The sequence below is a fragment of the Cellulomonas hominis genome (assembly GCF_014201095.1).
Classification (GTDB): Bacteria; Actinomycetota; Actinomycetes; order Actinomycetales; family Cellulomonadaceae; genus Cellulomonas; species Cellulomonas hominis.
The window spans coordinates 3,426,367-3,448,660 of sequence record NZ_JACHDN010000001.1; the positions used below are offsets into that span (position 1 = coordinate 3,426,367).

Sequence of the window (22,294 nt, forward strand, 5' to 3'; positions counted from 1 at the left end):
CCCGTTCCCGGGCCGCGGCGCTGACGCGCAGCACCCGACCGCCCGCCGGGCGGACGGTCCCCAGGTCCGGGGGCGGGCGCCACTAGACTCGCCCGTTGGTCGCCGCGCTGCCTCGTCGCAGCGTCGCCGGCCGTAGACCCAGCCCTGGAAGGTCCGGATGTCCACGCCCGACACACCCCTGTCCCCGCTCGACCCCGACGCCGTCGGTCGCGCCCTGGACGACGCCCTCGCGGCCGTCGCCGCCGCCGGCGACCTCGACGCCCTGAAGTCCGCGCGCCTCGCGCACACCGGCGAGCGCAGCCCGCTCGCGCTGGCGAACCGCGCGATCGGCGGGCTCGCCCCGGCGGACAAGGCCGTCGCCGGCCGCACGGTCGGCCAGGCCCGCGGCCGCCTGAACGCCGCGATCGCCGCCCGCGAGGCCGAGCTGGCCGCCGAGCGCGACGCCCGCGTGCTGGTCGAGGAGGCCGTCGACGTGACGCTGCCGTCCGACCGCACCCCCCGCGGCGCCCGGCACCCGCTGGAGCTGCTGGCCGAGCGCGTCGCCGACGTGTTCGTGGCGATGGGCTGGGAGATCGCCGAGGGCCCCGAGGTCGAGGCGGAGTGGTTCAACTTCGACGCCCTGAACTTCGGCCCGGACCACCCCGCGCGCCAGATGCAGGACACGTTCTACGTCGCGGCCCCCGAGGGCGAGCCGGACCCGCACCTGGTGCTGCGCACGCACACCTCGCCGGTGCAGGCCCGCAGCCTCCTGGAGCGGGACCTGCCGGTGTACATCGCGTGCCCGGGCCGGGTGTTCCGCACCGACGAGCTCGACGCGACGCACACCCCGGTGTTCCACCAGGTCGAGGGCCTCGCGGTCGACAAGGGCCTGACGATGGCGCACCTCAAGGGCACGCTGGACCACTTCGCGCGCGCGATGTTCGGCCCGGAGGCGCGCACCCGCCTGCGGCCGTCGTTCTTCCCGTTCACCGAGCCGAGCGCCGAGATGGACCTGTGGTTCCCCCAGAAGAAGGGCGGCCCGGGCTGGATCGAGTGGGGCGGCTGCGGGATGGTCAACCCGAACGTACTGCTGGCGGCGGGCATCGACCCCCAGGTGTACTCCGGCTTCGCGTTCGGGATGGGCATCGAGCGCACGCTCATGCTCCGTCACGAGATCGCGGACATGCACGACATGGTGGAGGGCGACGTCCGCTTCTCCACCCAGTTCCGGGCGGTGATCTGATGCCTCGCATCCCTCTGACCTGGCTCGGCGAGCACGTCGAGCTCCCCGCCGGCCTGACGGCCGAGCAGCTCGCGGCGGACCTGGTCCGCGTCGGGCTCGAGGAGGAGGCCGTGCACCCGGCCGCCGTGTCCGGCCCGCTGGTGGTCGGCAAGGTCGTCGAGCGCGTGCCCGAGCCGCAGAAGAACGGCAAGACGATCAACTGGTGCCAGGTCGACGTCGGCCCGCACAACGCGACGGCGGAGGACGGCACGAGCGCCCCCCGCGGCATCGTCTGCGGGGCGCACAACTTCGACGTGGGCGACCACGTCGTCGTGGCGCTGCCCGGCGCGGTGCTGCCCGGGCCGTTCGCGATCGCGTCCCGCAAGACGTACGGGCACGTCTCGGACGGCATGATCTGCTCCTCGCGCGAGCTGGGCCTCGGCGACGACCACGACGGCATCATCGTGCTGTCGGAGATCGGGATCGAGGCCGAGCCGGGGGCCGACGCGCGCGCCCTGCTGGGGCTCGGCGAGGAGGTCCTCGAGATCAACGTGACGCCGGACCGGGGCTACTGCTTCGCGATGCGCGGCGTGGCGCGGGAGTACTCCCACGCGACGGGCGCGGTGTTCACCGACCGCGGGCTGGCCCCCGTGCCGGACGTGCCGGCGACCGGCGGCTTCCCCGTCGAGATCCGCGACGACGCGCCCGTGCACGGCGTGCCGGGCGCGGACCGCTTCGTCGCGCAGGTCGTGCGGGGCGTCGCGGCGGACGCGCCCTCGCCGGCGTGGATGCAGCGCCGGCTCACCCAGGCGGGCATGCGGCCGATCTCGCTCGCGGTGGACGTCACGAACTACGTGATGCTCGACCTCGGGCAGCCGCTGCACGCCTACGACCTGGCCACGCTGGCGGAGCCCGTCGTCGTGCGCCGGGCGCGCGCGGGCGAGCGGCTGACCACGCTGGACGGCGTCGAGCGCACCCTCGACCCCGAGGACCTGCTCATCACCGACGGCCCGGACGCCGGGCGGGTGCTCGGCCTCGCCGGGGTCATGGGCGGCGCGGACACCGAGGTGTCGGCGGCGACGACCGACCTGCTGATCGAGGCCGCGCACTTCGACCCGGTCACCGTCGCGCGCACCGCCCGGCGGCACAAGCTGCCCAGCGAGGCGGCCAAGCGGTTCGAGCGCGGCGTCGATCCGCGGCTGCCCCGCGTCGCGGTCGCCCGGGTGGTGGAGCTGCTGGTGGAGCACGGCGGCGGCGCGCCCGACGCGGTGCTCACGGACGTCGACCGCACGACCCCGCCGCCGCACCTGGACCTGCCGGTGGCCCTGCCCGCGCGGCTGATCGGCCTGGACCTGGACGCGGCCGCCGTGGCCGGCTACCTGCGCGCGATCGGCTGCACGGTCGGCGAGGTCGTCGGCGCGGGCGCGGACGCCGTCCTGCCGGTGACCGTCCCGACCTGGCGGCCGGACCTCACGGTGCCGGTCGACCTGGTCGAGGAGGTCGCCCGCCTGCACGGCTACGACGCGATCCCGTCGGTCGTCCCGCGCTCGCCGGTCGGGCTGGGCCTGACCGTCGCGCAGCGCCGGCGCCGCCGGGTGGCCCAGGTGCTCGCGGACGCGGGCTGGGTGGAGACGCTGTCGTACCCGTTCGTCGGGACGGCGCAGCTCGACGCCCTGGCCCTGGCCGCCGACGACGACCGGCGGCCGATGGTCCGGCTGGCGAACCCGCTGTCCGAGGAGCAGCCGTACCTGCGGTCCTCGCTGCTGGTGACCCTGCTGGAGACGGCGCGCCGCAACGTGGCCCGCGGCACGTCCGACCTCGCCGTGTACGAGGTCGGCGCCGTGACCCTGCCGCGCGCGGGCACCGCCCCGGCCCCGGTGCCGCCGGTCGCCGAGCGGCCGTCCGCCGACGTGCTGGACGCGATCCGCGGCGCGGTCCCGGCCCAGCCCCGGCACGTCGCCGGCGTGCTGGCCGGCCTGCGGGAGCCCGCCGGCTGGTGGGGTCCGGGTCGCGCGGCGGACCACGCCGACGCGGTCGACGCCGTCCGGCTGCTCGGGGAGACCCTCGGGGTCGAGCTGCGCGTGGTCGCCGACTCGGAGCGCGCGCCGTGGCACCCCGGGCGCTGCGCCCGGTTCACGACGGCGGACGGCGCCCTGGTCGGCTGGGCCGGCGAGCTGCACCCGAAGGTCGTGACGGCCCTCGGGCTGCCGGCCCGCGCGTGCGCGTTCGAGGTGGACCTCGACGTGCTGCTGACCGCCGCGCCGCGCGCCGAGGTCGTGGCCCGCGAGGTGTCGACGTTCCCGGTCGCCAAGGAGGACGTCGCGCTGGTCGTGCCCGGCTCCGTGCCGGTCGCCGACGTGCTCGCCGCGGTGCGGGACGGCGCGGCCGCGAGCCCGGCCGGCGACGTGCTGGAGAGCGCGCGGCTGTTCGACGTGTACACCGGCGAGCAGGTCGGCGCCGGGCACCGGTCGCTGGCGTTCGCGCTGCGCCTGCGCGCGGCCGACCGGACGCTGACCGCGGACGAGACGGCCGCGGTGCGCGAGGCCGTGGTCTCGGAGGCCGGGCGCCGCTTCGGCGCCACACTCCGCGCCTGACCCGCCCCGGACGGCCCCGGCCCCCCGCACGACGGGGTCCGGGCCCGTCGTCGTGCTGCCCGGGCTCCGGCGCGCGAGCCGGGCGGTGAGGTCGTCACATCCGCGCGAGGTCGTCAGACACGAGTGACGACCTCGCGCGCTTCTGACGACCTCGCGCGCCGCTGTGCACCACCCGGTCGGGCGCAGCGGCGCGCCCGGTGTTCACCCGGGCGCCGCACGCGCGTCGCCCGGAGGTGGTTGCCCGATCGGACATTTCGCCCATACGTTGACTCCGGCTGTGTCACGTCTGTGACGAGCCTCGATGACGAGGGCAGATCGTCCTCGCATCCCGGGGGATCGGAGAACATCGGTGAGCGCAGGACGCACACGCACGAGATGGGCGGCGAGCCTCGCCGCCGTCGGGGCACTGGTCGGGACACCCCTGGCCGCCGCGGCCCCGGCACTCGCGGCTGAGGACACCCACACCATCGCGCAGGTCCAGGGCACGGGCGACGCCTCGCCGCTGGCGGGCTCGACCGTCACGACGACGGGCGTCGTCACCGCGGTCTACGCGACCGGCGGCTACAACGGGTACGTCATCCAGACGCCGGGCACGGGAGGGGACGCCCCGCGCACCGGGTCGGACGCCGTGTTCGTGTACTCGCCGTCGACGGCCGCGTCCGTCGCGGTGGGCGAGCTGGTCCAGGTGACCGGCGCCGTCTCGGAGTACCAGGGCCTGACGGAGATCACGGTCTCCTCGGCGGCCGGGCTGGTGAAGCCCGGCGGCGAGGCCGCCCCGGTCGAGCCGGTCACGACGCCGTGGCCTGCTGACGCCGCCGGGCGCGAGGCGCTGGAGTCGATGCTGTACCTGCCGTCGGGCGACCTGACGGTGAGCAACACCTACACGACGAACCAGTACGGCGAGGTCGGTCTCGCGGCCGGCACGACGCCGCTGGTGCAGCCGACCGAGGTCGGCGCGCCGGGCTCGCCGGAGTACGCCGCCGCCGTCGCGGACAACGCCGCCCGCGGGGTGGTGCTGGACGACGGCGCGAGCACGAACTTCCTCTCGGCCGCGAACTCCGGTCTGACGCCGCCGTACGTGTCGCTGGAGGACCCCGTCCGGGTGGGCGCGGCCGCGACGTTCACCGCGCCGGTGGTCGTCGACTACCGGAACAACGCCTGGAAGCTCAGCCCGACCGCCCCGCTGGCAGCGGGCGCCCCCGCGCCCGCGACCTTCGAGGACGACCGCACCGCCGCGCCCGAGGGCCTCGGCGACGCCGACGTCACCGTGGCGTCGTTCAACGTCCTGAACTACTTCACCACTCTCGGCGCCGAGGGTGCGTCCTGCGTGGCGTACCCGGACCGCACCGGCGACCCGGTCACCGTCAAGGAGGGCTGCGCGCAGCGCGGCGCGTGGGACCCGGACGACCTGCAGCGCCAGCAGGACAAGATCGTCGCAGCGGTGAACGCGCTCGACGCGGACGTCGTCGGCCTGATGGAGATCGAGAACTCCGCGGTCGTCGACGGCGTGCCGGACGAGGCGCTGGCCACCCTGGTCGACGCCCTGAACGCCGCGGCGGGCGCGGGGACGTGGGCGTACGTGCCCTCGTCGGCCGAGCTGCCCGCCGCGGACCAGCAGGACACCATCACCAACGCGCTGATCTACCGTCCGGCGGCCGTCGAGACCGTGGGCGACCCCCGCGCGCTCGGCACGCAGTCCGGGGACGACCAGGCGTTCGGCAACGCGCGCGAGCCGATCGGGCAGGCGTTCGCGCCGGCCGGCGGCGGCGAGGAGCTGTTCGTGGTGGTCAACCACCTGAAGTCCAAGAGCTCGGCGGGTCCCTGGCCCGGCGACGCCGACGCCGGCGACGGCCAGGGCGCGTCCAACGAGTCCAGGGTGCGGCAGGCCGAGGCGCTGCGCGACTGGGTGCCGACCGTGCAGGGCGACGCCGAGGCGGTCGCGCTGGTCGGGGACTTCAACGCCTACACGCAGGAGGACCCGCTGCAGGTGCTGTACGGCGCGGGCTACACGGACGCCGCGACCGCGCTCGGCACGGCGGGGGAGTACTCGTACCTCTACCAGGGCCTGTCCGGCTCCCTGGACCACGTGCTGCTGAACGAGGCGGCGCTGGAGCGGGCGACGGGCGCGGACATCTGGGGCATCAACGCGGGCGAGTCGGTCGCGCTGGAGTACAGCCGCTACAACTCCCACGGCACGCTGTTCTCCGCGCCGGACGCCTACCGGTCCTCCGACCACGACCCGGTCCTCGTCGGGTTCGACGCGGGCGACGTCGCGCCGGACGGCCCGGTCGACCTCACGCTGCTCGACATCAACGACTTCCACGGACGCATCGACGCGAACACCGTCGCGTTCGCCGGGACCGTCGAGCAGCAGCGCGCGGCGGCCGAGCAGGCGGGCGGCGCGGCCGTCTTCCTGTCCGCCGGCGACAACATCGGCGCGTCGCTGTTCGCCTCCGCGGTGGCCGACGACCAGCCGACGATCGACGTGCTGAACGCGCTCGACCTGGCCGCCTCGGCGGTCGGGAACCACGAGTTCGACCGCGGGTACGCCGACCTGGTGGACCGCGTCATCGCCGGCGGCACCAACGCCGAGTTCCCCTACCTGGGCGCCAACGTCTACGCGAAGGGCACGCAGACGCCCGCGCTGGACGAGTACGCGCTCGTCGAGGCCGGCGGGGTGACCGTCGGCGTCGTCGGCGCCGTCACGCAGGAGACCCCGGCGCTGGTGAGCCCCGGCGGGATCGCGGACCTCGACTTCGGCGACCCCGTCGAGGCCGTGAACCGCGTGGCCGCGCAGCTCACGGACGGCGACGAGGCGAACGGCGAGGCCGACGTCGTCGTGGCCGAGTACCACGAGGGCGCGGGCGCGGGGACGCCGGACGGCGCCACCTTGGAGGAGGAGATCGCCGCGGGCGGCGCCTTCTCCGAGATCGCGACGCTCACGTCGGGCGACGTGGACGTGATCTTCACGGGCCACACCCACAAGCAGTACGCCTGGTACGGCCCGGCCGAGCCGGACGCCACGGGCGAGTGGACCCGCCCGATCGTCCAGACCGGCTCCTACGGCGAGAACATCGGCAAGGTCACGCTGACCTACGACCCGGCGACCGACGCGGTGTCGGCGCTCGCGGGCACGAACGTCGCCCGGATCGCCCCCGCCGCGGGGCAGACCCCGGCCGAGTTCCAGGCCGCGCTCGTCGCGCAGTACCCGCGGGTCGCCGAGGTCAAGACGATCGTGGACGCGGCGCTCGCCGAGGCCGCGGTGATCGGCAACCAGCCCAAGGGCTCGGTGGCCGCCGACATCACGACCGCGTTCGCGGGCGGCGGGTACACCGGCCCCGGCGGCACCTACGCCGGCGGCACCCGGGACGACCGGTCGAAGGAGTCCACGCTGGGCAACCTGGTGGCCGACGCGCTGCTGGAGACCCTGGCCTCCGACGAGCGGGGCGGCGCGCAGATCGGCGTCGTGAACCCGGGCGGCCTGCGCGCGGAGCTGCTGTACGCCCCGGACGGCACCATCACGTACGCCGAGGCCAACGCGGTGCTGCCGTTCGTCAACAACCTCTGGACCACGACGCTGACAGGCGAGCAGGTCGTCACGATGCTCGAGCAGCAGTGGCAGACCAACCCGGACGGCACGATCCCGTCACGTCCGTACCTGCAGCTCGGGCTGTCGGACAACGTGACGTACACCTACGACGAGTCCCAGCCGCTCGGCTCCCGGATCACCTCGGTGACCGTGGACGGCGCGCCGCTGGACCCGTCCGCGGAGTACCGGATCGGCACGTTCTCGTTCCTGGCACAGGGCGGGGACAACTTCCGGGTGTTCGCCGAGGGCACCGGCACCGCCGACTCCGGCCTGATCGACCGGGACGCGTGGATCGCGTACCTCGAGGCGCACCCGGGCCTGACGCCCGAGTTCGACGAGCGGGCGGTGGGCGTCCCGGCGCTGCCGGAGTCGGTCACGGCGGGCGAGGCGGTCGCGTTCCCGGTCACCGGGCTCGACCTCACGAGCCTCGGCTCGCCGCGGAACACCGCGCTCGACGTGCAGCTCGACGGCACCTCGATCGGCTCCGCGACGGTGACCTCCGGGGCGGCCGACGTCACGGTCACCGTGCCCGCGGGCACGGCGGCCGGGTCGCACGCGCTGACCCTGGTGGCCGCGCCGAGCGGGACGGTGGTGACGCTGCCGCTCACGGTGGCCGAGCCGCAGGGCCCGGTGCTCACGCCGTCCACCACCACGCTGACCGCGAGCCGGTCCACGCAGGCGTACGGCACCTGGCTGCCGACGGTCCTGCTGGCCCGGGTCCAGGTCGAGGGCACGTGGTTCCCGTCGGGGACGGTCGAGTTCCGGGAGGGCGACCGCGTCGTCGGCCGCTCGCCCGTGCTGCTCGGGCTGGCGCTCGGCACGGTGCCGCGCACCGCGCCGGTCGGGGCGCACGAGTACACGGCCACGTTCGTGCCGTCGCGGCCCGAGAAGGTCGCGGGCAGCACGAGCGACCCGGTGACGGTGACCGTCCGGCGGTGACGCACGCGCGAGGCCCCCGTCCCGGCCTGTCGGGACGGGGGCCTCGCGTCGTCCCCGGGGGGCGGAGTCAGCAGCCGTCGGGCCCGCAGGCCTCCGCGTCGGCCGCACCCGCGATCGTCGGGATGGCCAGCGGCGGGTTGGCGTCCCGCCAGGCCTGCTCGAGCAGCTGCGTGAACACCTCCGCCGGCTGCGCGCCGGACACGCCGAGCCGGCGGTCGACCACGAAGAACGGCACGCCCTGGATGCCCAGCGCGGCGGCCTCGGCCTCGTCGGCGCGCACGGCGCCGGCCCCGGCGTCGGAGGCGAGCGCGGCGCGCACCGGCCCGGCCTCCAGGCCGGCCTCGCCGGCGATCGCGACGAGGACCTCGGGGTCGTCGACGACGCGGCCGTGCTCGAAGTGCGCGCTCATCAGGCGCTCCACGACCTCGGCCGCCGCGGCGGGCCCGCCCAGGTCGCCCGCGATGTGCACGAGGCGGTGCGCGTCGAACGTGTTCGCGGGGACGACGGTGTCGAAGTCGTACGCCAGGCCGACGGACGCGGCGACGGCCGTCACCTGGGCGAACATCTGCCGCACCTGCTCGACGGGCATGCCCTTGCGCTCGGCGAGCATCGCCGCCTCGGTCTGCCCCGGGTGCGCCGACGAGGGCTCGGCGTCCGGCTGCAGCTCGAAGGACCGCCAGGTGACGCGCACGCGGTCCCGGTGCTCGAACGTCTCGAGCGCCTCGGCGAACCGGCGCTTGCCGATGTAGCACCAGGGGCAGGCGATGTCGGACCAGATCTCGACGGCCAGGTCGCGCACGTGGGTTCCCTCCCGGCACCCGCGGTCGGGGACCGGCGTCCCCTCGGCGCCGCTGGGTGCGTCCGGTGGGGGCAACGCCGCGCGCGAGTGGTTGATTCCTGAACCGTCAGGCGGGGCGCTCAGGCCGTGAGCAGCACCTTCCCGGTGGTCGCGCGGCCCTCGAGGGCGCGGTGCGCGTCCGCGGCCTCCATGAGCGGGAAGGTCGCGCCGATCCGCACGTCGAGCGTGCCCGCGGCGACGGCGTCGAACAGCTCGCCCGCGCGCCACGTCAGCTCCTCGCGGGTGGCGGTGTGGTGCCCGAGCGTCGGCCGGGTGAGGAACAGCGAGCCGGCGGCGTTCAGCCGCTGCGGGTCGAACGGCGGCACCGGGCCGGAGGACGCCCCGAACAGCGCGAGCCCGCCACGGCGGCGCAGCGAGGCCAGGGACGCGTCGAACGTCGACCGGCCCACCCCGTCGAACACCGTGTGCACGCCCCGGCCGCCGGTGAGCTCCCGCACGATCGCCGGCAGGTCCTCGGTGAGGTCGCCGAGCTCGGTGTACCGGATCACCTCGGCCGCCCCGGCGGCGCGGGACAGCGCCTCCTTCTCCGGGGTGCCGACCGTCGTGATGACCCGGGCGCCGCGCGCGGCGGCGAGCTGGGTGAGCAGCAGGCCGACGCCGCCCGCGCCCGCGTGCACCAGCACGTCCTGGCCCGCCTCGACCGGGAACGTCGAGGTCACCAGGTAGTGCGCGGTCAGGCCCTGCAGCGGCAGCGCGGCGGCGACCTCGTCGCCCACGCCATCCGGGACCCGCAGCGCGACGATCTCCGGCACCACGACGAGCTCGGCGTACGACGACGGCGCCGACGCCCACGCCACCAGGTCGCCCACGGCGAACTCCCGCACCTCGCGGCCCACGGCCTCGACGACGCCCGCGCCCTCGGACCCCGGCACGTGCGGGAACGGCATCGGGTAGGTGCCGTTGCGCTGGTACACGTCGATGAAGTTGACCCCCGCGGCGCTCACCCGCACCAGCAGGTCGCGCGGGCCGGGCAGCGGGTCGGGGATCTCGTCGGGGGCGAGGACGTCGGGCCCACCGGGCTCCGTGGCGAGGATCGCGTGCATACGACCTGCAACGACGCCCCGCCCCGCGTCATTCCGCCCCCGCGCCGCCCGGCCCCCTCCCGCGCCGCCGCGCCCCCCTCCCGCCCCGCCGCGGCGCCGCCCCGCCGCCGCGCTGCCGCCTCCCGCCGAGACAGGACCGCCCGGCCGAGAGAGGACCCGCTGCGGCCCTCTCTCGCGCCTGGGGCCCGATCTCGGCGACAGGTGTTCCGCCGAGATCGGTCGTCCGCGCCGAGATCGGTCGGCAGAGGCGCCGATCTCGGTGCGAGCTGCCGATCTCGGCGAGGGTGGGCGGGGCGGGACGCGGCGCGCGCTCGGGGCGGGACGCGGCGCGCGCGGGGCGGGACGCGGCGCCCGGCCGAAGCGGCGCCGCGCCGGGCCGGGCCGCGCGCGGGGTCAGGCGCGGCCGATGCCGCGGGTCGCGAGCCAGGGCAGCAGCGCGCCCGTCCACGCGCCCGCCGGGTGCCCCGGCGCGAGGCCGAGGCCGTGCCGGCCGCTCGGGTAGACGTGCAGCTCCACGGGTACGTGGTGCCGGCGCAGCGCCGCGGTCGCGTCCAGCGAGTGCTCCACGGCGACCGACGCGTCGTCCGCGGTGTGCCACAGGAACGTCGGGGGCGTGTCCGCGTCGATCCGCGCCTCCACGGACAGCGCCCGCGCGTCGGCGTCCTCGACGTCGCCCAGCAGGTTCAGCCGGGACCCGACGTGCGGGTGCCGGACCATCGACACCACCGGGTAGCAGAGCACCGCGGCGTCCGGCCGCCGGACCTCCGCGGCGTCGAGCCCGGCCACCTCGGCCGCCCGGGCGCGCTCGGCCTCCGTGGCCGTCGCGGTGGTCCCGGCCAGGTGCCCGCCGGCCGAGAACCCGAGCACGGCGAGCGGCCCGTCGACGGCCGCGCCCCCGCGGCGCCCCGCGCGCAGGTCGGCGAGGGCGATCAGCACCTCGTGCAGCGCCACCGGGTACCGGGCCGGAGCGACGGGGTAGTCGAGCCACCAGGACCGGACGCCCTGCGCCGCGAGGAAGTCCGTGACGTCGCGGTACTCGTGCTCGGCGCGCATCGCGTAGCCGCCGCCCGCGAGGACGAGGACGCCCCCGCGGGTCGGGCCGTCGACGGCGGGTCCGGGGTGCAGGGCGGCGCGGGTGCTGGTCACCCGCCCGACCCTAGCGACGTCGCCGGGGCGGAGCTGGGCCCCAGGACCCCGTCACGCCCCGAACCCGCGCACCGCGGGGGCCACGACGACCAGGTACATCAGCGCGAAGAACGCGGCGTGCGTCGCGGTGAACGCCAGAGCCGTCCGGGCCGTCCCCGGCGCGCGCAGGTGCCCGGCCAGCCGCCGCGCGAAGCCGACGGGGTGCAGCAGGTCCCAGGTGTTGAACCGCACGTACCGGCCCAGGTAGATCCCGAACGCCGCGAGCACCAGCGTCGAGACGGCGGCGACCCACGGCCACGGCCGGGCGAACGGGTCGTCGTCGTTGGGGTACACCAGCAGCACCGTGCCGACCTGCACCAGGTAGACGTTCGCCAGCATGTTGAGCACGCCCGAGACCGCGAGGCTGAGCACGAGCACGATGTCGTACCAGAGCGGCACGGACTCGTCCGCGCGCCGGTGCGACAGGTTGAGCTCCGTGACCAGGTAGCCGGAGTTCGGCAGCAGCACCAGCCACACCAGCCCGCCGACGGCCAGGACGGTCAGCAGCGCGGCCTGCGAGGGCGCGAGCGCGAGCACGAGCAGCATCCCGGCGACCGTCAGCGCCAGCACGACGAGCGGGGCGACCGACAGCGCGAGGTTGAGGAGCATCGGCCGGTACAGGCGGGTGCGGAACAGCCGGGGCCGCGCGAGGACGAGCAGCGCGGCGTACAGGTTCAGCCCGGCGATGCCGCAGACGGCGAGGGGGTCGACCAGCATGCGACCGAGCGTGGCAGGCCGCGGACCGCCCGGCGCGCCGAGCAGGTGGATGAATCATCGTGCAGAGGGATGTATGGTCATGCACATGTCCTTCTCCGTCGCCGTCGCGGGCGCCTCCGGGTACGCCGGCGGCGAGACCCTGCGGCTCCTGCTCGGCCACCCCGAGGCCGAGATCGGCGCGCTCACCGCGCACGCGAACGCCGGCACCCGCCTCGGCGCCCACCAGCCGCACCTGCGGGCGCTCGCGGACCGCGTGCTCACCCCGACGACCGTCGACGAGCTCGCCGGCCACGACGTCGTCGTCCTGGCGCTGCCGCACGGCGCGAGCGGGGAGATCGCCGCGGCGCTCGCGGACCGGGGGGACCCGGCCGTCGTCGTCGACCTGGGCGCCGACCACCGGCTGACGGACGCCGACGCGTGGCGGCGGTTCTACGGGACCGAGCACGCCGGCACCTGGCCGTACGGCATGCCCGAGCTGCTGCACGCGGGGGAGACCACCCCGGCCGCGCAGCGTGCCGCGCTGAGCACCGCCCGCCGGATCGCCGTCCCCGGCTGCAACGTCACCGCCGTCACCCTCGCGCTCCAGCCGGGCGTCGCCGCGGGCGTCGTGGATCCCGCCGACGTCGTCGCGGTCCTCGCGGTCGGCTACTCCGGCGCGGGCCGCACGCTCAAGCCGCACCTGCTCGCGTCCGAGGCGCTGGGCTCGGCCCAGCCGTACGCCGTGGGCGGCACGCACCGGCACGTCCCGGAGATCGTGCAGAACCTCGCCGTCGCCGGGTCGCCCGGCACCCGGCTGTCGTTCACGCCGGTCCTGGTCCCGATGTCCCGGGGCATCCTCGCGACGGTGACCGCCCCGCTGGCGCCCGGCGCCGACGCGACCGCCGTCCGGGCCGCCTGGCAGGCCGCCTACGCGGGCGAGCCGTTCGTCGAGCTGCTGCCCGAGGGCGACTGGCCGGCCTCCGGCGCGACGACCGGCGCGAACACCGCGCTGGTGCAGGTCGCCGTCGACGAGGCCGCGGGCCGGGTCGTCGCGGTGTGCGCGCTGGACAACCTCGTCAAGGGCACCGCGGGCGCCGCGGTGCAGTCGCTGAACCTCGCGCTCGGGCTGCCCGAGCGCACCGGACTCACCACCGAGGGGGTCGCCCCGTGACCGACATCGCCACCGAGGGTGTCACCGCGCCCGCGGGCTTCCGCGCCGCGGGCGTCACCGCCGGGCTCAAGCCGTCCGGGCGGCCCGACCTCGCGCTGGTCGTCAACGACGGCCCGCTGCAGGTCGCCGCGGGCGTCTTCACCTCGAACCGCGTGGTCGCCGCGCCGGTCGTCTGGTCCCGGCAGGCGGTGTCCGACGGCGTCGCCTCCGCGGTCGTGCTCAACTCCGGCGGCGCGAACGCGTGCACCGGCCCGGAGGGCTTCGGCGACACGCACCGCACCGCCGAGCACGTGGGCGAGGTCCTGGGCGTCAGCCCCGGCGACGTGCTGGTCTGCTCGACCGGCCTGATCGGCGAGCGGCTGCCGATGGACCTGCTGCTCGGCGGGGTCGACGCGGCCGCGGCCGCGCTGGCCGCCGACGCCGGCCCGGACGCCGCCGCCGCGATCATGACCACCGACACCGTGGCGAAGACCGCCGCGGTCGCGGGCGACGGCTGGACGGTCGGCGGCATGGCGAAGGGCGCCGGCATGCTCGCCCCGGGCCTCGCGACGATGCTGGTGGTCCTCACCACCGACGCCGTGGTCACCGCCGAGCAGGCGGACGCGGCGCTGCGCGGCGCGACCCGCACCACCTTCGACCGGGTCGACTCCGACGGCTGCATGTCCACCAACGACACCGTGCTGCTGCTGGCCTCCGGGGCGAGCGGGGTCACCCCCGACGCCGGTGCGTTCGCCGCGGCCGTCGCCGCGGTGTCCGCCGACCTGGCCCGGCAGCTCGTCGGGGACGCCGAGGGCGCCTCGCACGACATCGCCGTGACGGTCACCGGGGCGACGTCCGAGGAGGCCGCCGTCGCGGTCGCCCGCGCGGTCACCCGGTCCAACCTGTTCAAGGCCGCCGTGTTCGGCAACGACCCCAACTGGGGCCGGGTGCTGGCCGCGGTCGGCACGGTGCCGGAGGAGGTCGCGCCGTACGACGCGGCCGCCCTCGACGTCGCGATCAACGGCGTCCAGGTGTGCCGGGCCGGCGGCGTCGGCGACCCGCGCGAGGGCGTCGACCTGGCCGCGGCCCGCGAGGTGCGCGTCGACATCGACCTGCACGCCGGCGACGCCACCGCGACGGTCTGGACCAACGACCTCACCCACGACTACGTCCACGAGAACAGCGCGTACTCCACATGAGCCTGCAAGCACCGCCGCCGCACGACGACGCGTTCGACACCCGCACCGACCTGCGCCCCGACCAGAAGGCCGAGGTGCTGATCGAGGCGCTGCCCTGGCTGCAGCGGTTCGCGGGCGCCCTGGTCGTGGTCAAGTACGGCGGCAACGCCATGGTCGACGACGACCTCAAGCGCGCGTTCGCCGAGGACATGGTGTTCCTGCGCCAGGTCGGGCTGCGTCCCGTCGTCGTGCACGGCGGCGGCCCGCAGATCAACGCGATGCTCGACCGGCTCGGGATCGAGTCCGAGTTCCGCGGCGGCCTGCGGGTCACCACGCCCGAGGCGATGGACGTCGTCCGCATGGTGCTCACCGGGCAGGTGTCGCGGGAGCTCGTCGGCCTGCTGAACGCCCACGGCCCCTACGCGGTCGGCCTGTCCGGCGAGGACGGCGGCCTGCTGCGCGCCCGGCGGCGCACCGCGACCGTCGACGGCGAGCAGGTGGACGTCGGGCTGGTCGGCGACGTGGTCGAGGTGAACCCCGGCGCGGTGCACGACCTCCTGGACGCCGGCCGGATCCCGGTCGTGTCCACCGTGGCGCCCGACGTCGAGGACCCGACGCAGGTGCTCAACGTCAACGCGGACACCGCCGCGGCCGCCCTGGCGGTCGCGCTCGGCGCCCGCAAGCTCATCGTCCTGACCGACGTCGAGGGCCTGTACACGTCGTGGCCGGACCGCACCTCGCTGGCCCGCCGGATCCGCGCGGGCGCGCTGGCCGACCTGCTGCCGACGCTCGACTCCGGCATGCGCCCGAAGATGGAGGCCTGCTGGCGGGCCGTGCAGGGCGGCGTCGGCCGCGCGCACGTCATCGACGGCCGGCAGGCGCACTCGATCCTCGTCGAGGTCTTCACCTCCGACGGCGTCGGCACGATGGTCCTGCCGGACGACGAGCCCGTGCCGTCCCCGTTCACGGCGCCGATCCCGCGCGTCGACCCGCCGCACCACGTCCCCGAGGTGAGCTGAGTGACCGACCTGACGCCGCCCGAGGTCTCCGCCCTCGCGGGCACGGACTCCGTCGCGCACTGGACCGAGCGCTACGGCCACGCGCTCATGGACACGTTCGGCGCGCCGCAGCGCGTGCTGGTCCGCGGCGAGGGCCCGTACGTGTGGGACGCCGACGGGGTGCGGTACCTCGACCTGCTCGGCGGCATCGCCGTGAACTCCCTCGGGCACGCGCACCCGACGCTGACCGCGGCGATCTCCGCGCAGCTCGGCACGCTCGGGCACGTCTCCAACTTCTTCGCCAGCCCGGCGCAGATCGCGCTGGCCGAGCGGCTGCTCGCGGTCGCGGACGCCCCCGGGGGCTCCCGGGTGTTCCTCACGAACTCCGGCACCGAGGCGAACGAGGCGGCGTTCAAGATGGCGCGCCGCAACGCGGACGGCCCGGCCGGCCGGCGCACCCGCGTGCTCGCGCTCGAGGGCGCGTTCCACGGCCGGTCGATGGGCGCGCTGGCCCTGACCTCCAAGGCCGCCTACCGCGAGCCGTTCGAGCCGCTGCCCGGCGGCGTGGAGTTCCTGCCGTTCGGGGACACGGCGGCGCTGGAGGCGGCGTTCGAGGGCGCCGACGGCGACCGGGTCGCCGCCCTGTTCCTCGAGCCGATCCAGGGCGAGGCCGGCGTCCGCCCGCTGCCGCCCGGCTACCTGGTCCGCGCCCGCGAGCTGACCGCGGCGCACGGCGCGCTGCTCGTCCTCGACGAGGTGCAGACCGGCATGGGCCGCACCGGCGCCTGGCTCGCGCACCAGCACCCGCACCTCGGCGGCGGCATCCGGCCCGACGTCGTCACCCTGGCCAAGGGCCTGGGCGGCGGGTTCCCGGTCGGCGCGGTGGTCGCGTACGGCGAGCGCGCCGCGACGCTGCTCGGCCGCGGCCAGCACGGCACGACGTTCGGCGGCAACCCGGTGGCGTCCGCCGCCGCGCTCGCCACCATCGGCGTCATCGAGCGCGACGGCCTGCTGGCGCACGTCGCCGACCTCGGCGCGTGGTGGCGGGCGCAGATCGCGGCGCTCGGCCACCCGCTGGTCGGCGAGGTGCGCGGCGAGGGTCTGCTGATCGCGGTCGGCCTGACGGCCCCGGTCGCTGCGGACGTCGCCGCCCGGGCGCTGGCCGCGGGGTTCGTCGTCAACCCGTGCACCCCCGACACCCTCCGGATGGCGCCGCCCTACGTGCTCACGCGCGAGCAGGCGGCCACGTTCACCGACTTCCTCGCGGCCCTGCCGCACGACCTGGGAGCCCACCAGTGACCCGGCACTTCCTGCGCGACGACGACCTCACCCCCGCGGAGCAGGCCGAGGTGCTCGAGCTCGGCCTGGTCCTGCGCGAGGACCGGTTCGCCCGGCAGCCGCTCGCCGGCCCGCAGGCCGTCGCGATCATCTTCGACAAGCCCACGCTGCGCACCCAGGTGTCGTTCACCGCGGGCGTCGCCGAGCTCGGCGGGTACCCGCTGGCCGTGGACGGCAACCTGGCCCGGATCGGGGTGCGGGAGTCGATCGCGGACACCGCCAGGGTGCTGGGCCGGCAGGTCTCGGCGATCGTCTGGCGGACCCACGCGCAGACCCGGATCGAGGAGATGGCCGCGCACGCGGGCGTCCCCGTCGTGAACGCGCTGACCGACGACTTCCACCCGTGCCAGATCCTCGCGGACCTGCTGACGCTGGCCCAGCACTGGGGCGGGGTCGACGCGCTGCGCGGCCGGACGCTCGCCTACACGGGCGACGGGTCGAACAACATGGCGCAGTCCTACCTGCTGGGCGGCGCGACCGCCGGCCTGCACGTGCGCGTCGTGACCCCGGCCGCGTACCGGCCGTCGGACGCGGTCGTGGCGGCGGCCGAGCGGGTGGCGGCGACCACCGGCGGGTCCGTCACGGTGACCGACGACCTCGCGTCCGCCGTCGCGGGCGCCGACGCCGTGGCCACCGACACGTGGGTCTCGATGGGCCAGGAGGCGGAGGCCGCCGAGCGGGAGCAGCCGTTCGTGCCGTACCGCCTGGACGCCGCCGCGCTGGCGCTCGCCGCGCCCGGCGCCCTCGTGCTGCACTGCCTGCCGGCGTACCGCGGCAAGGAGATCACCGCCGAGGTGCTGGACGGCCCGCAGTCGGTCGTCTGGGACGAGGCGGAGAACCGGCTGCACGCGCAGAAGGCGCTGCTGGCCTGGCTGCTGGAGCGCGCGTCGTGACCGCCGAGGAGGTCTCGACCGGCCGGATCCCCGCGACCAAGGCCGCCCGGCACGCCCTGATCCGCGACGTGCTGTCCCGCCAGTCGGTGCACTCGCAGTCCGAGCTCGCGGACCTGCTCGCGCACCAGGGCGTCACCGTCACCCAGGCCACGCTGTCCCGCGACCTCGTGGAGCTGCGGGCCGTGAAGATCCGCACCCCCGTGGGCGCGCTCGCGTACGCCGTGCCGGGGGAGGGCGGCGACCGCAGCCCGGCCCCGGTGTCCGACGCCGAGGCCCTCGCCGCCCGGCTGGCCCGGCTCTGCTCGGAGCTGCTGGTCACCGCCGAGGCGTCCGGAAGCCTCGTCGTGCTCCGCACCCCGCCCGGCGCGGCGCAGTTCCTCGCCTCGGCGATCGACCACTCCGTCCTGCCCGGCGTGCTCGGCACGATCGCGGGCGACGACACCGTCCTCGTCATCGCCCGCGAGGGCGCCGACGGCCCCGAGGGCCCCGCGATCGCGGCCCGGTTCCTCGAGCTCGCGCAGACCGGCTGACGCCGGCGCGCCACCACCTCCGACATCCCCGTCACGCAGACACGAAAGAGAAGAACATGACTGAGCGCGTCGTCCTCGCCTACTCGGGCGGCCTGGACACCTCCGTGGGCATCGGCTGGATCGCGGAGGCGACCGGCGCCGAGGTGATCGCCGTGGCGGTCGACGTCGGCCAGGGCGGCGAGGACCTCGAGGTCATCCGGCAGCGCGCCCTCGACTGCGGTGCCGTCGAGGCCTACGTCGCCGACGCCCGCGACGAGTTCGCCGCCGAGTACTGCATGCCCGCGCTGCGCGCCAACGGCCTCTACCTCGACCGCTACCCGCTGGTGTCCGCGCTGTCCCGCCCCGTGATCGTCAAGCACCTGGTCCGCGCGGCCCGGCAGTTCGGCGCCACCACCGTCGCCCACGGCTGCACCGGCAAGGGCAACGACCAGGTCCGGTTCGAGGTCGGCATCACGTCGATCGCGCCCGACCTCAAGTGCCTCGCCCCGGTCCGCGACCTCGCGCTGACCCGCGACAAGGCCATCGAGTTCGCCGAGCGCAAGAAGCTCCCGATCGCGACCACCAAGCACAACCCGTTCTCGATCGACCAGAACGTGTGGGGCCGCGCCGTCGAGACCGGCTTCCTCGAGGACATCTGGAACGAGCCGACCAAGGACGTCTACACCTACACCGACGACCCCACGTTCCCGCCGGTCGCCGACGAGGTCGTCATCACGTTCGACCGGGGCGTCCCGGTCGCGCTGGACGGCGTGCCGGTCACCCCGCTGCAGGCGATCCAGGAGATGAACCGCCGCGCGGGCGCCCAGGGCGTCGGCCGGATCGACATCGTCGAGGACCGCCTGGTCGGCATCAAGTCGCGCGAGGTGTACGAGGCCCCGGGCGCCATCGCGCTCATCGCCGCGCACCAGGAGCTCGAGAACGTCACCATCGAGCGCGAGCAGGCCCGGTTCAAGCGCCAGGTCGAGCAGCGCTGGACCGAGCTCGTCTACGACGGCCAGTGGTTCTCCCCGCTGAAGAAGTCGCTCGACGTGTTCATCGACGACACCCAGCGCTACGTCTCCGGCGAGGTCCGCCTCGTGCTGCACGGGGGCCGCGCGACGGTCACCGGCCGGCGCTCGGAGACGTCGCTGTACGACTTCAACCTCGCGACCTACGACTCGGGCGACACGTTCGACCAGTCGGCGGCGCGCGGCTTCATCGAGATCTACGGCCTGTCGTCCAAGCTCGCCGCCGCGCGCGACGTGCAGTTCGGCAACGGCGAGGACCTCGGCACGCAGGGCGGCATCGGTGCCTGAGCAGGCGGGCGCGCTGTGGGGCGGCCGGTTCGCCGGCGGCCCCGCGGACGCCCTCGCCGCGCTGTCGAAGAGCACGCACTTCGACTGGCGGCTGGCCCCGCAGGACATCGCCGGGTCGCGGGCGCACGCCCGGGTGCTGCACGCCGCGGGGCTGCTGGACGACGCCGCGCTCGCGGGCATGCTCGACGCGCTCGACCGGCTGCGCGCCGACGTCGAGTCGGGGGCGTTCGCCGCCGCCGAGTCCGACGAGGACGTGCACGGGGCGCTCGAGCGCGGGCTGATCGAGCGCGCCGGGGCCGACCTGGGCGGGCGGCTGCGCGCCGGGCGGTCCCGGAACGACCAGATCGCGACGCTCGTGCGGATGTACCTGCGGTCGTCCGCGCGCGAGGTCGCGGGGCTGACCCTCGACGTCGTCGACGCCCTCGTCGCCCAGGCCGCCGCGGCCGGCGACGCCGTCATGCCGGGCCGCACGCACCTGCAGCACGCGCAGCCCGTCCTGCTCGCGCACCACCTGCTGGCGCACGCGTGGCCGCTGCTGCGCGACGTCGAGCGGTACGCCGACTGGGACCGCCGCGCCGCGGTGTCGCCCTACGGCTCCGGCGCGCTGGCCGGGTCGTCGCTCGGTCTCGACCCCGCGGCCGTCGCCGCGGAGCTCGGGTTCGACGGGCCGGTGGAGAACTCGATCGACGGCACCGCCGCCCGCGACGTCGTGGCGGAGTTCGCCTGGGTGTCCGCGATGCTCGGCGTCGACCTGTCCCGCATCGCGGAGGAGGTCGTCCTCTGGTCGACGCACGAGTTCGGCTTCGTCCGGCTGGACGACGCCTACTCGACCGGGTCGAGCATCATGCCGCAGAAGAAGAACCCCGACGTGGCCGAGCTCGCGCGCGGCAAGGCGGGGCGGCTGGTCGGCGACCTCACGGGGCTGCTGACCACGCTCAAGGGCCTGCCGCTCGCGTACAACCGGGACCTGCAGGAGGACAAGGAGCCGGTGTTCGACCAGGTCGACACCCTCACCGTCCTGCTGCCGGCGTTCGCGGGGATGGTCGCGACGCTGACCTTCGACACGGAGCGGATGGCGTCGCTCGCGCCGCAGGGCTTCTCGCTGGCCACCGACGTCGCCGAGTGGCTGGTCCGCCAGGGCGTGCCGTTCCGCGTCGCGCACGAGGTGGCCGGCGCGTGCGTGCGGGCGTGCGAGCAGCATGAGCCGCCGGTGGAGCTGTGGGACCTCACGGACGACGAGCTCGCCGCCGTGTCGCCGCACCTCACCCCCGAGGTGCGGACCGTCCTGTCGGTCGAGGGGTCCGTGGCCTCCCGGTCCGCGCACGGCGGGACCGCCCCGGTGCGGGTGGCCGAGCAGCTCGAGCGGGCGCGCGCCCGGGCCGCGGACCTGCGGGGGTGGGCGGCCGCGTCTGGCACGATCGCGGGATGACCTCGACCGCGCCGCCCCAGGGGCACGAGGACGCCGCGGGCGTCGTCGTGCCCCTGCTGCTGTCCGCGCCGCGCCGGCTCGGGCCCGTCCGGCTGGTCGCCGTCGACGGCCCCGCCGGGTCGGGCAAGACCACCCTGGCCGCCGCGGTCGTCCAGCGGTGCGCCGAGGCCGGGGCGCGCGGCCACGTGCTGCACATGGACGACCTGTACGAGGGCTGGTCCGGGCTGGAGGGCGACCTGTGGCCCCGGCTGGCCGCGCAGGTGCTCGAGCCGCTGCGCCGCGGGCTGCCCGGGCGGTTCCAGCGGTACGACTGGGTCGCCGGCCGGTTCGACGACTGGGTCGACGTGCCCGTGCCCGACGTCCTGGTGCTGGAGGGCTGCGGCTCCGGCCGGCGGGCGGCGGCGCCCGACCTCAGCCTGCTCGTGTGGGTGGAGGCCGACGACGCCACCCGGCTGGCGCGCGGCCTCGAGCGCGACGGGGAGGCGGCCCTGCCGCAGTGGGAGCGGTGGATGCGGACCGAGACCGCGCACTACGCCCGCGAGGACACCCGCGGACGCGCCGACGTCCGGGTGGACGCATGGGGCAGGATGGCCCGGTGAGCCAGGCGGTCCCGGACAGCGCCGGCGGCGTGCCCGACGCCGCCGCGGCCGGCGTCCCCCTCGGCCGCGTGCCCGCCCGCGTCTGGTACTCCCGGCCCGTGCTCGACGTCGCGGCGGACCTGCTCGGCGCGCACCTCACCGTCCGCTCCGCCGACGGCGACGTCACGCTGCGCCTCACCGAGGTCGAGGCGTACGCGGGCGAGGCCGACCCCGGCTCGCACGCCTTCCGCGGCCGCACCGCGCGCAACGCCGTCATGTTCGGCGAGCCCGGGCGGATGTACGTCTACCGGCACCTCGGGCTGCACCACTGCGTCAACGTCGTCACCGGGCCCGCCGGTGCCGCCTCGGCCGTGCTGCTGCGCGCCGGCGAGGTCGTCGACGGCGTGGACCTCGCCCGCGACCGGCGGGCCCGCGCCGGCGTCGTGGACTCCGACCGGCAGATCGCGCGCGGCCCCGCCCGGCTCGCGGTGGCGCTCGGCCTCGGCATGGACGACTACGGCGCCGACGTCACCGAGCCCGGCGGGCGGATCGTGCTGCACCGCGACCCCGACGCCGTGACCGGCGCGCACGCCACGGGCCCGCGGGTCGGCGTCTCCGGCGCCGGCGGCGACGCCGCGCGGTACCCGTGGCGGTTCTGGCTCGCCGGCGAGCCCACCGTGTCCGCCTTCCGCCCGGCGTATCGCCGGCCGGCGTCGGGAAGCAGCCCGCAGCGCGGGGCGACGCCGGCATGACCCCGACCGCCGACGGTGCGGCCGCCCCCGGCCGCGCGACGCAAGGA

The 22,294-nt window shown here is 76.0% G+C and carries 17 protein-coding genes; 13 read left to right on the forward strand and 4 right to left on the reverse strand.

Going from position 1 to position 22,294, the window contains the following annotated elements:
- Window positions 1–157 precede the first annotated feature (157 nt).
- The 3 genes from pheS (at window position 158) to HNR08_RS16005 (ending at window position 8,323) form a co-directional block, all read left to right on the forward strand.
- Window positions 158–1,222 carry a phenylalanine--tRNA ligase subunit alpha gene (pheS, locus tag HNR08_RS15995; RefSeq protein WP_146835760.1) on the forward strand — a complete coding sequence of 355 codons (1,065 nt, stop codon included), beginning with the start codon at window positions 158–160 and terminating at the stop codon, window positions 1,220–1,222.
- Window positions 1,222–3,795, forward strand: a complete 2,574-nt coding sequence (pheT, locus tag HNR08_RS16000) for a phenylalanine--tRNA ligase subunit beta (RefSeq protein WP_146835757.1) — start codon at window positions 1,222–1,224, stop codon at window positions 3,793–3,795. Before pheS ends, pheT begins: the two co-directional genes overlap by 1 nt.
- A gap of 301 nt (window positions 3,796–4,096) precedes the next feature.
- Window positions 4,097–8,323, forward strand: coding sequence for an ExeM/NucH family extracellular endonuclease (locus HNR08_RS16005; protein WP_146835753.1), 4,227 nt, complete (start codon window positions 4,097–4,099; stop codon window positions 8,321–8,323).
- Window positions 8,324–8,390: 67 nt separating this feature from the next.
- Here HNR08_RS16005 and HNR08_RS16010 read toward each other — a convergent pair whose 3' ends face one another.
- The 4 genes from HNR08_RS16010 to HNR08_RS16025 form a co-directional block, all read right to left on the reverse strand.
- A complete protein-coding gene (locus tag HNR08_RS16010; RefSeq protein ID WP_307724250.1) occupies window positions 8,391–9,122 on the reverse strand; it encodes a DsbA family oxidoreductase in 732 nt (243 codons plus the stop codon).
- A 119-nt stretch (window positions 9,123–9,241) separates the two neighbouring features.
- On the reverse strand, window positions 9,242–10,225 hold the full coding sequence (locus HNR08_RS16015; RefSeq protein ID WP_146835750.1) for a quinone oxidoreductase family protein: 984 nt from the start codon (window positions 10,223–10,225) through the stop codon (window positions 9,242–9,244).
- Between the two features lie 393 nt (window positions 10,226–10,618).
- Window positions 10,619–11,371 (reverse strand): alpha/beta hydrolase, encoded by a 753-nt coding sequence (locus tag HNR08_RS16020; protein WP_146835747.1) that lies wholly within the window; start codon window positions 11,369–11,371, stop codon window positions 10,619–10,621.
- A gap of 51 nt (window positions 11,372–11,422) precedes the next feature.
- On the reverse strand, window positions 11,423–12,127 hold the full coding sequence (locus HNR08_RS16025) for a DUF1361 domain-containing protein (protein WP_146835744.1): 705 nt from the start codon (window positions 12,125–12,127) through the stop codon (window positions 11,423–11,425).
- 79 nt (window positions 12,128–12,206) lie between these two features.
- On the opposite strand from HNR08_RS16025, the gene argC reads away from it, so the two are divergent.
- From argC to HNR08_RS16075, 10 genes are read left to right on the forward strand one after another with little or no spacing between them, the layout of a single operon-like run.
- Window positions 12,207–13,277: an N-acetyl-gamma-glutamyl-phosphate reductase gene (gene argC, locus HNR08_RS16030; protein WP_246803002.1), complete on the forward strand. Its 1,071-nt coding sequence runs from the start codon at window positions 12,207–12,209 to the stop codon at window positions 13,275–13,277.
- The gene (gene argJ / locus HNR08_RS16035; protein ID WP_246803001.1) at window positions 13,274–14,455 is read left to right on the forward strand and encodes a bifunctional glutamate N-acetyltransferase/amino-acid acetyltransferase ArgJ; all 1,182 of its coding nucleotides are present in this window, start codon (window positions 13,274–13,276) and stop codon (window positions 14,453–14,455) included. Before argC ends, argJ begins: the two co-directional genes overlap by 4 nt.
- Window positions 14,452–15,453, forward strand: coding sequence for an acetylglutamate kinase (gene argB / locus HNR08_RS16040; RefSeq protein ID WP_146835738.1), 1,002 nt, complete (start codon window positions 14,452–14,454; stop codon window positions 15,451–15,453). Before argJ ends, argB begins: the two co-directional genes overlap by 4 nt.
- The gene (locus tag HNR08_RS16045; protein ID WP_146835734.1) at window positions 15,454–16,731 is read left to right on the forward strand and encodes an acetylornithine transaminase; all 1,278 of its coding nucleotides are present in this window, start codon (window positions 15,454–15,456) and stop codon (window positions 16,729–16,731) included.
- Window positions 16,728–17,663 carry an ornithine carbamoyltransferase gene (gene argF, locus HNR08_RS16050; protein ID WP_146835731.1) on the forward strand — a complete coding sequence of 312 codons (936 nt, stop codon included), beginning with the start codon at window positions 16,728–16,730 and terminating at the stop codon, window positions 17,661–17,663. The genes HNR08_RS16045 and argF overlap by 4 nt, the downstream gene beginning before the upstream one ends.
- The gene (locus HNR08_RS16055; protein WP_146835728.1) at window positions 17,660–18,193 is read left to right on the forward strand and encodes an arginine repressor; all 534 of its coding nucleotides are present in this window, start codon (window positions 17,660–17,662) and stop codon (window positions 18,191–18,193) included. Before argF ends, HNR08_RS16055 begins: the two co-directional genes overlap by 4 nt.
- Window positions 18,194–18,249: 56 nt before the next feature.
- Window positions 18,250–19,488 carry an argininosuccinate synthase gene (locus HNR08_RS16060; protein ID WP_146835725.1) on the forward strand — a complete coding sequence of 413 codons (1,239 nt, stop codon included), beginning with the start codon at window positions 18,250–18,252 and terminating at the stop codon, window positions 19,486–19,488.
- Entirely contained in the window at window positions 19,481–20,917 is a 1,437-nt protein-coding gene (gene argH, locus HNR08_RS16065; protein WP_146835722.1) for an argininosuccinate lyase, read from the forward strand. The genes HNR08_RS16060 and argH overlap by 8 nt, the downstream gene beginning before the upstream one ends.
- A complete protein-coding gene (locus HNR08_RS16070; protein WP_246803000.1) occupies window positions 20,914–21,516 on the forward strand; it encodes a uridine kinase family protein in 603 nt (200 codons plus the stop codon). Before argH ends, HNR08_RS16070 begins: the two co-directional genes overlap by 4 nt.
- On the forward strand, window positions 21,513–22,247 hold the full coding sequence (locus HNR08_RS16075) for a DNA-3-methyladenine glycosylase (RefSeq protein ID WP_371862371.1): 735 nt from the start codon (window positions 21,513–21,515) through the stop codon (window positions 22,245–22,247). The genes HNR08_RS16070 and HNR08_RS16075 overlap by 4 nt, the downstream gene beginning before the upstream one ends.
- The last annotated feature ends 47 nt before the right edge of the window (window positions 22,248–22,294 follow it).

What these genes read in the sequence shown, in the direction of transcription:
- pheS (WP_146835760.1), top strand. Translation starts at nt 158, where the DNA reads ATGTCCACGCCCGACACACCCCTGTCCCCGCTCGACCCCGACGCCGTC.
- pheT (WP_146835757.1), top strand. Translation starts at nt 1,222, where the DNA reads ATGCCTCGCATCCCTCTGACCTGGCTCGGCGAGCACGTCGAGCTCCCC.
- HNR08_RS16005 (WP_146835753.1), top strand. Translation starts at nt 4,097, where the DNA reads ATGACGAGGGCAGATCGTCCTCGCATCCCGGGGGATCGGAGAACATCG.
- HNR08_RS16015 (WP_146835750.1), bottom strand. Translation starts at nt 10,225, where the DNA reads ATGCACGCGATCCTCGCCACGGAGCCCGGTGGGCCCGACGTCCTCGCC.
- HNR08_RS16025 (WP_146835744.1), bottom strand. Translation starts at nt 12,127, where the DNA reads ATGCTGGTCGACCCCCTCGCCGTCTGCGGCATCGCCGGGCTGAACCTG.
- argC (WP_246803002.1), top strand. Translation starts at nt 12,207, where the DNA reads ATGCACATGTCCTTCTCCGTCGCCGTCGCGGGCGCCTCCGGGTACGCC.
- argB (WP_146835738.1), top strand. Translation starts at nt 14,452, where the DNA reads ATGAGCCTGCAAGCACCGCCGCCGCACGACGACGCGTTCGACACCCGC.
- HNR08_RS16060 (WP_146835725.1), top strand. Translation starts at nt 18,250, where the DNA reads ATGACTGAGCGCGTCGTCCTCGCCTACTCGGGCGGCCTGGACACCTCC.
- HNR08_RS16070 (WP_246803000.1), top strand. Translation starts at nt 20,914, where the DNA reads ATGACCTCGACCGCGCCGCCCCAGGGGCACGAGGACGCCGCGGGCGTC.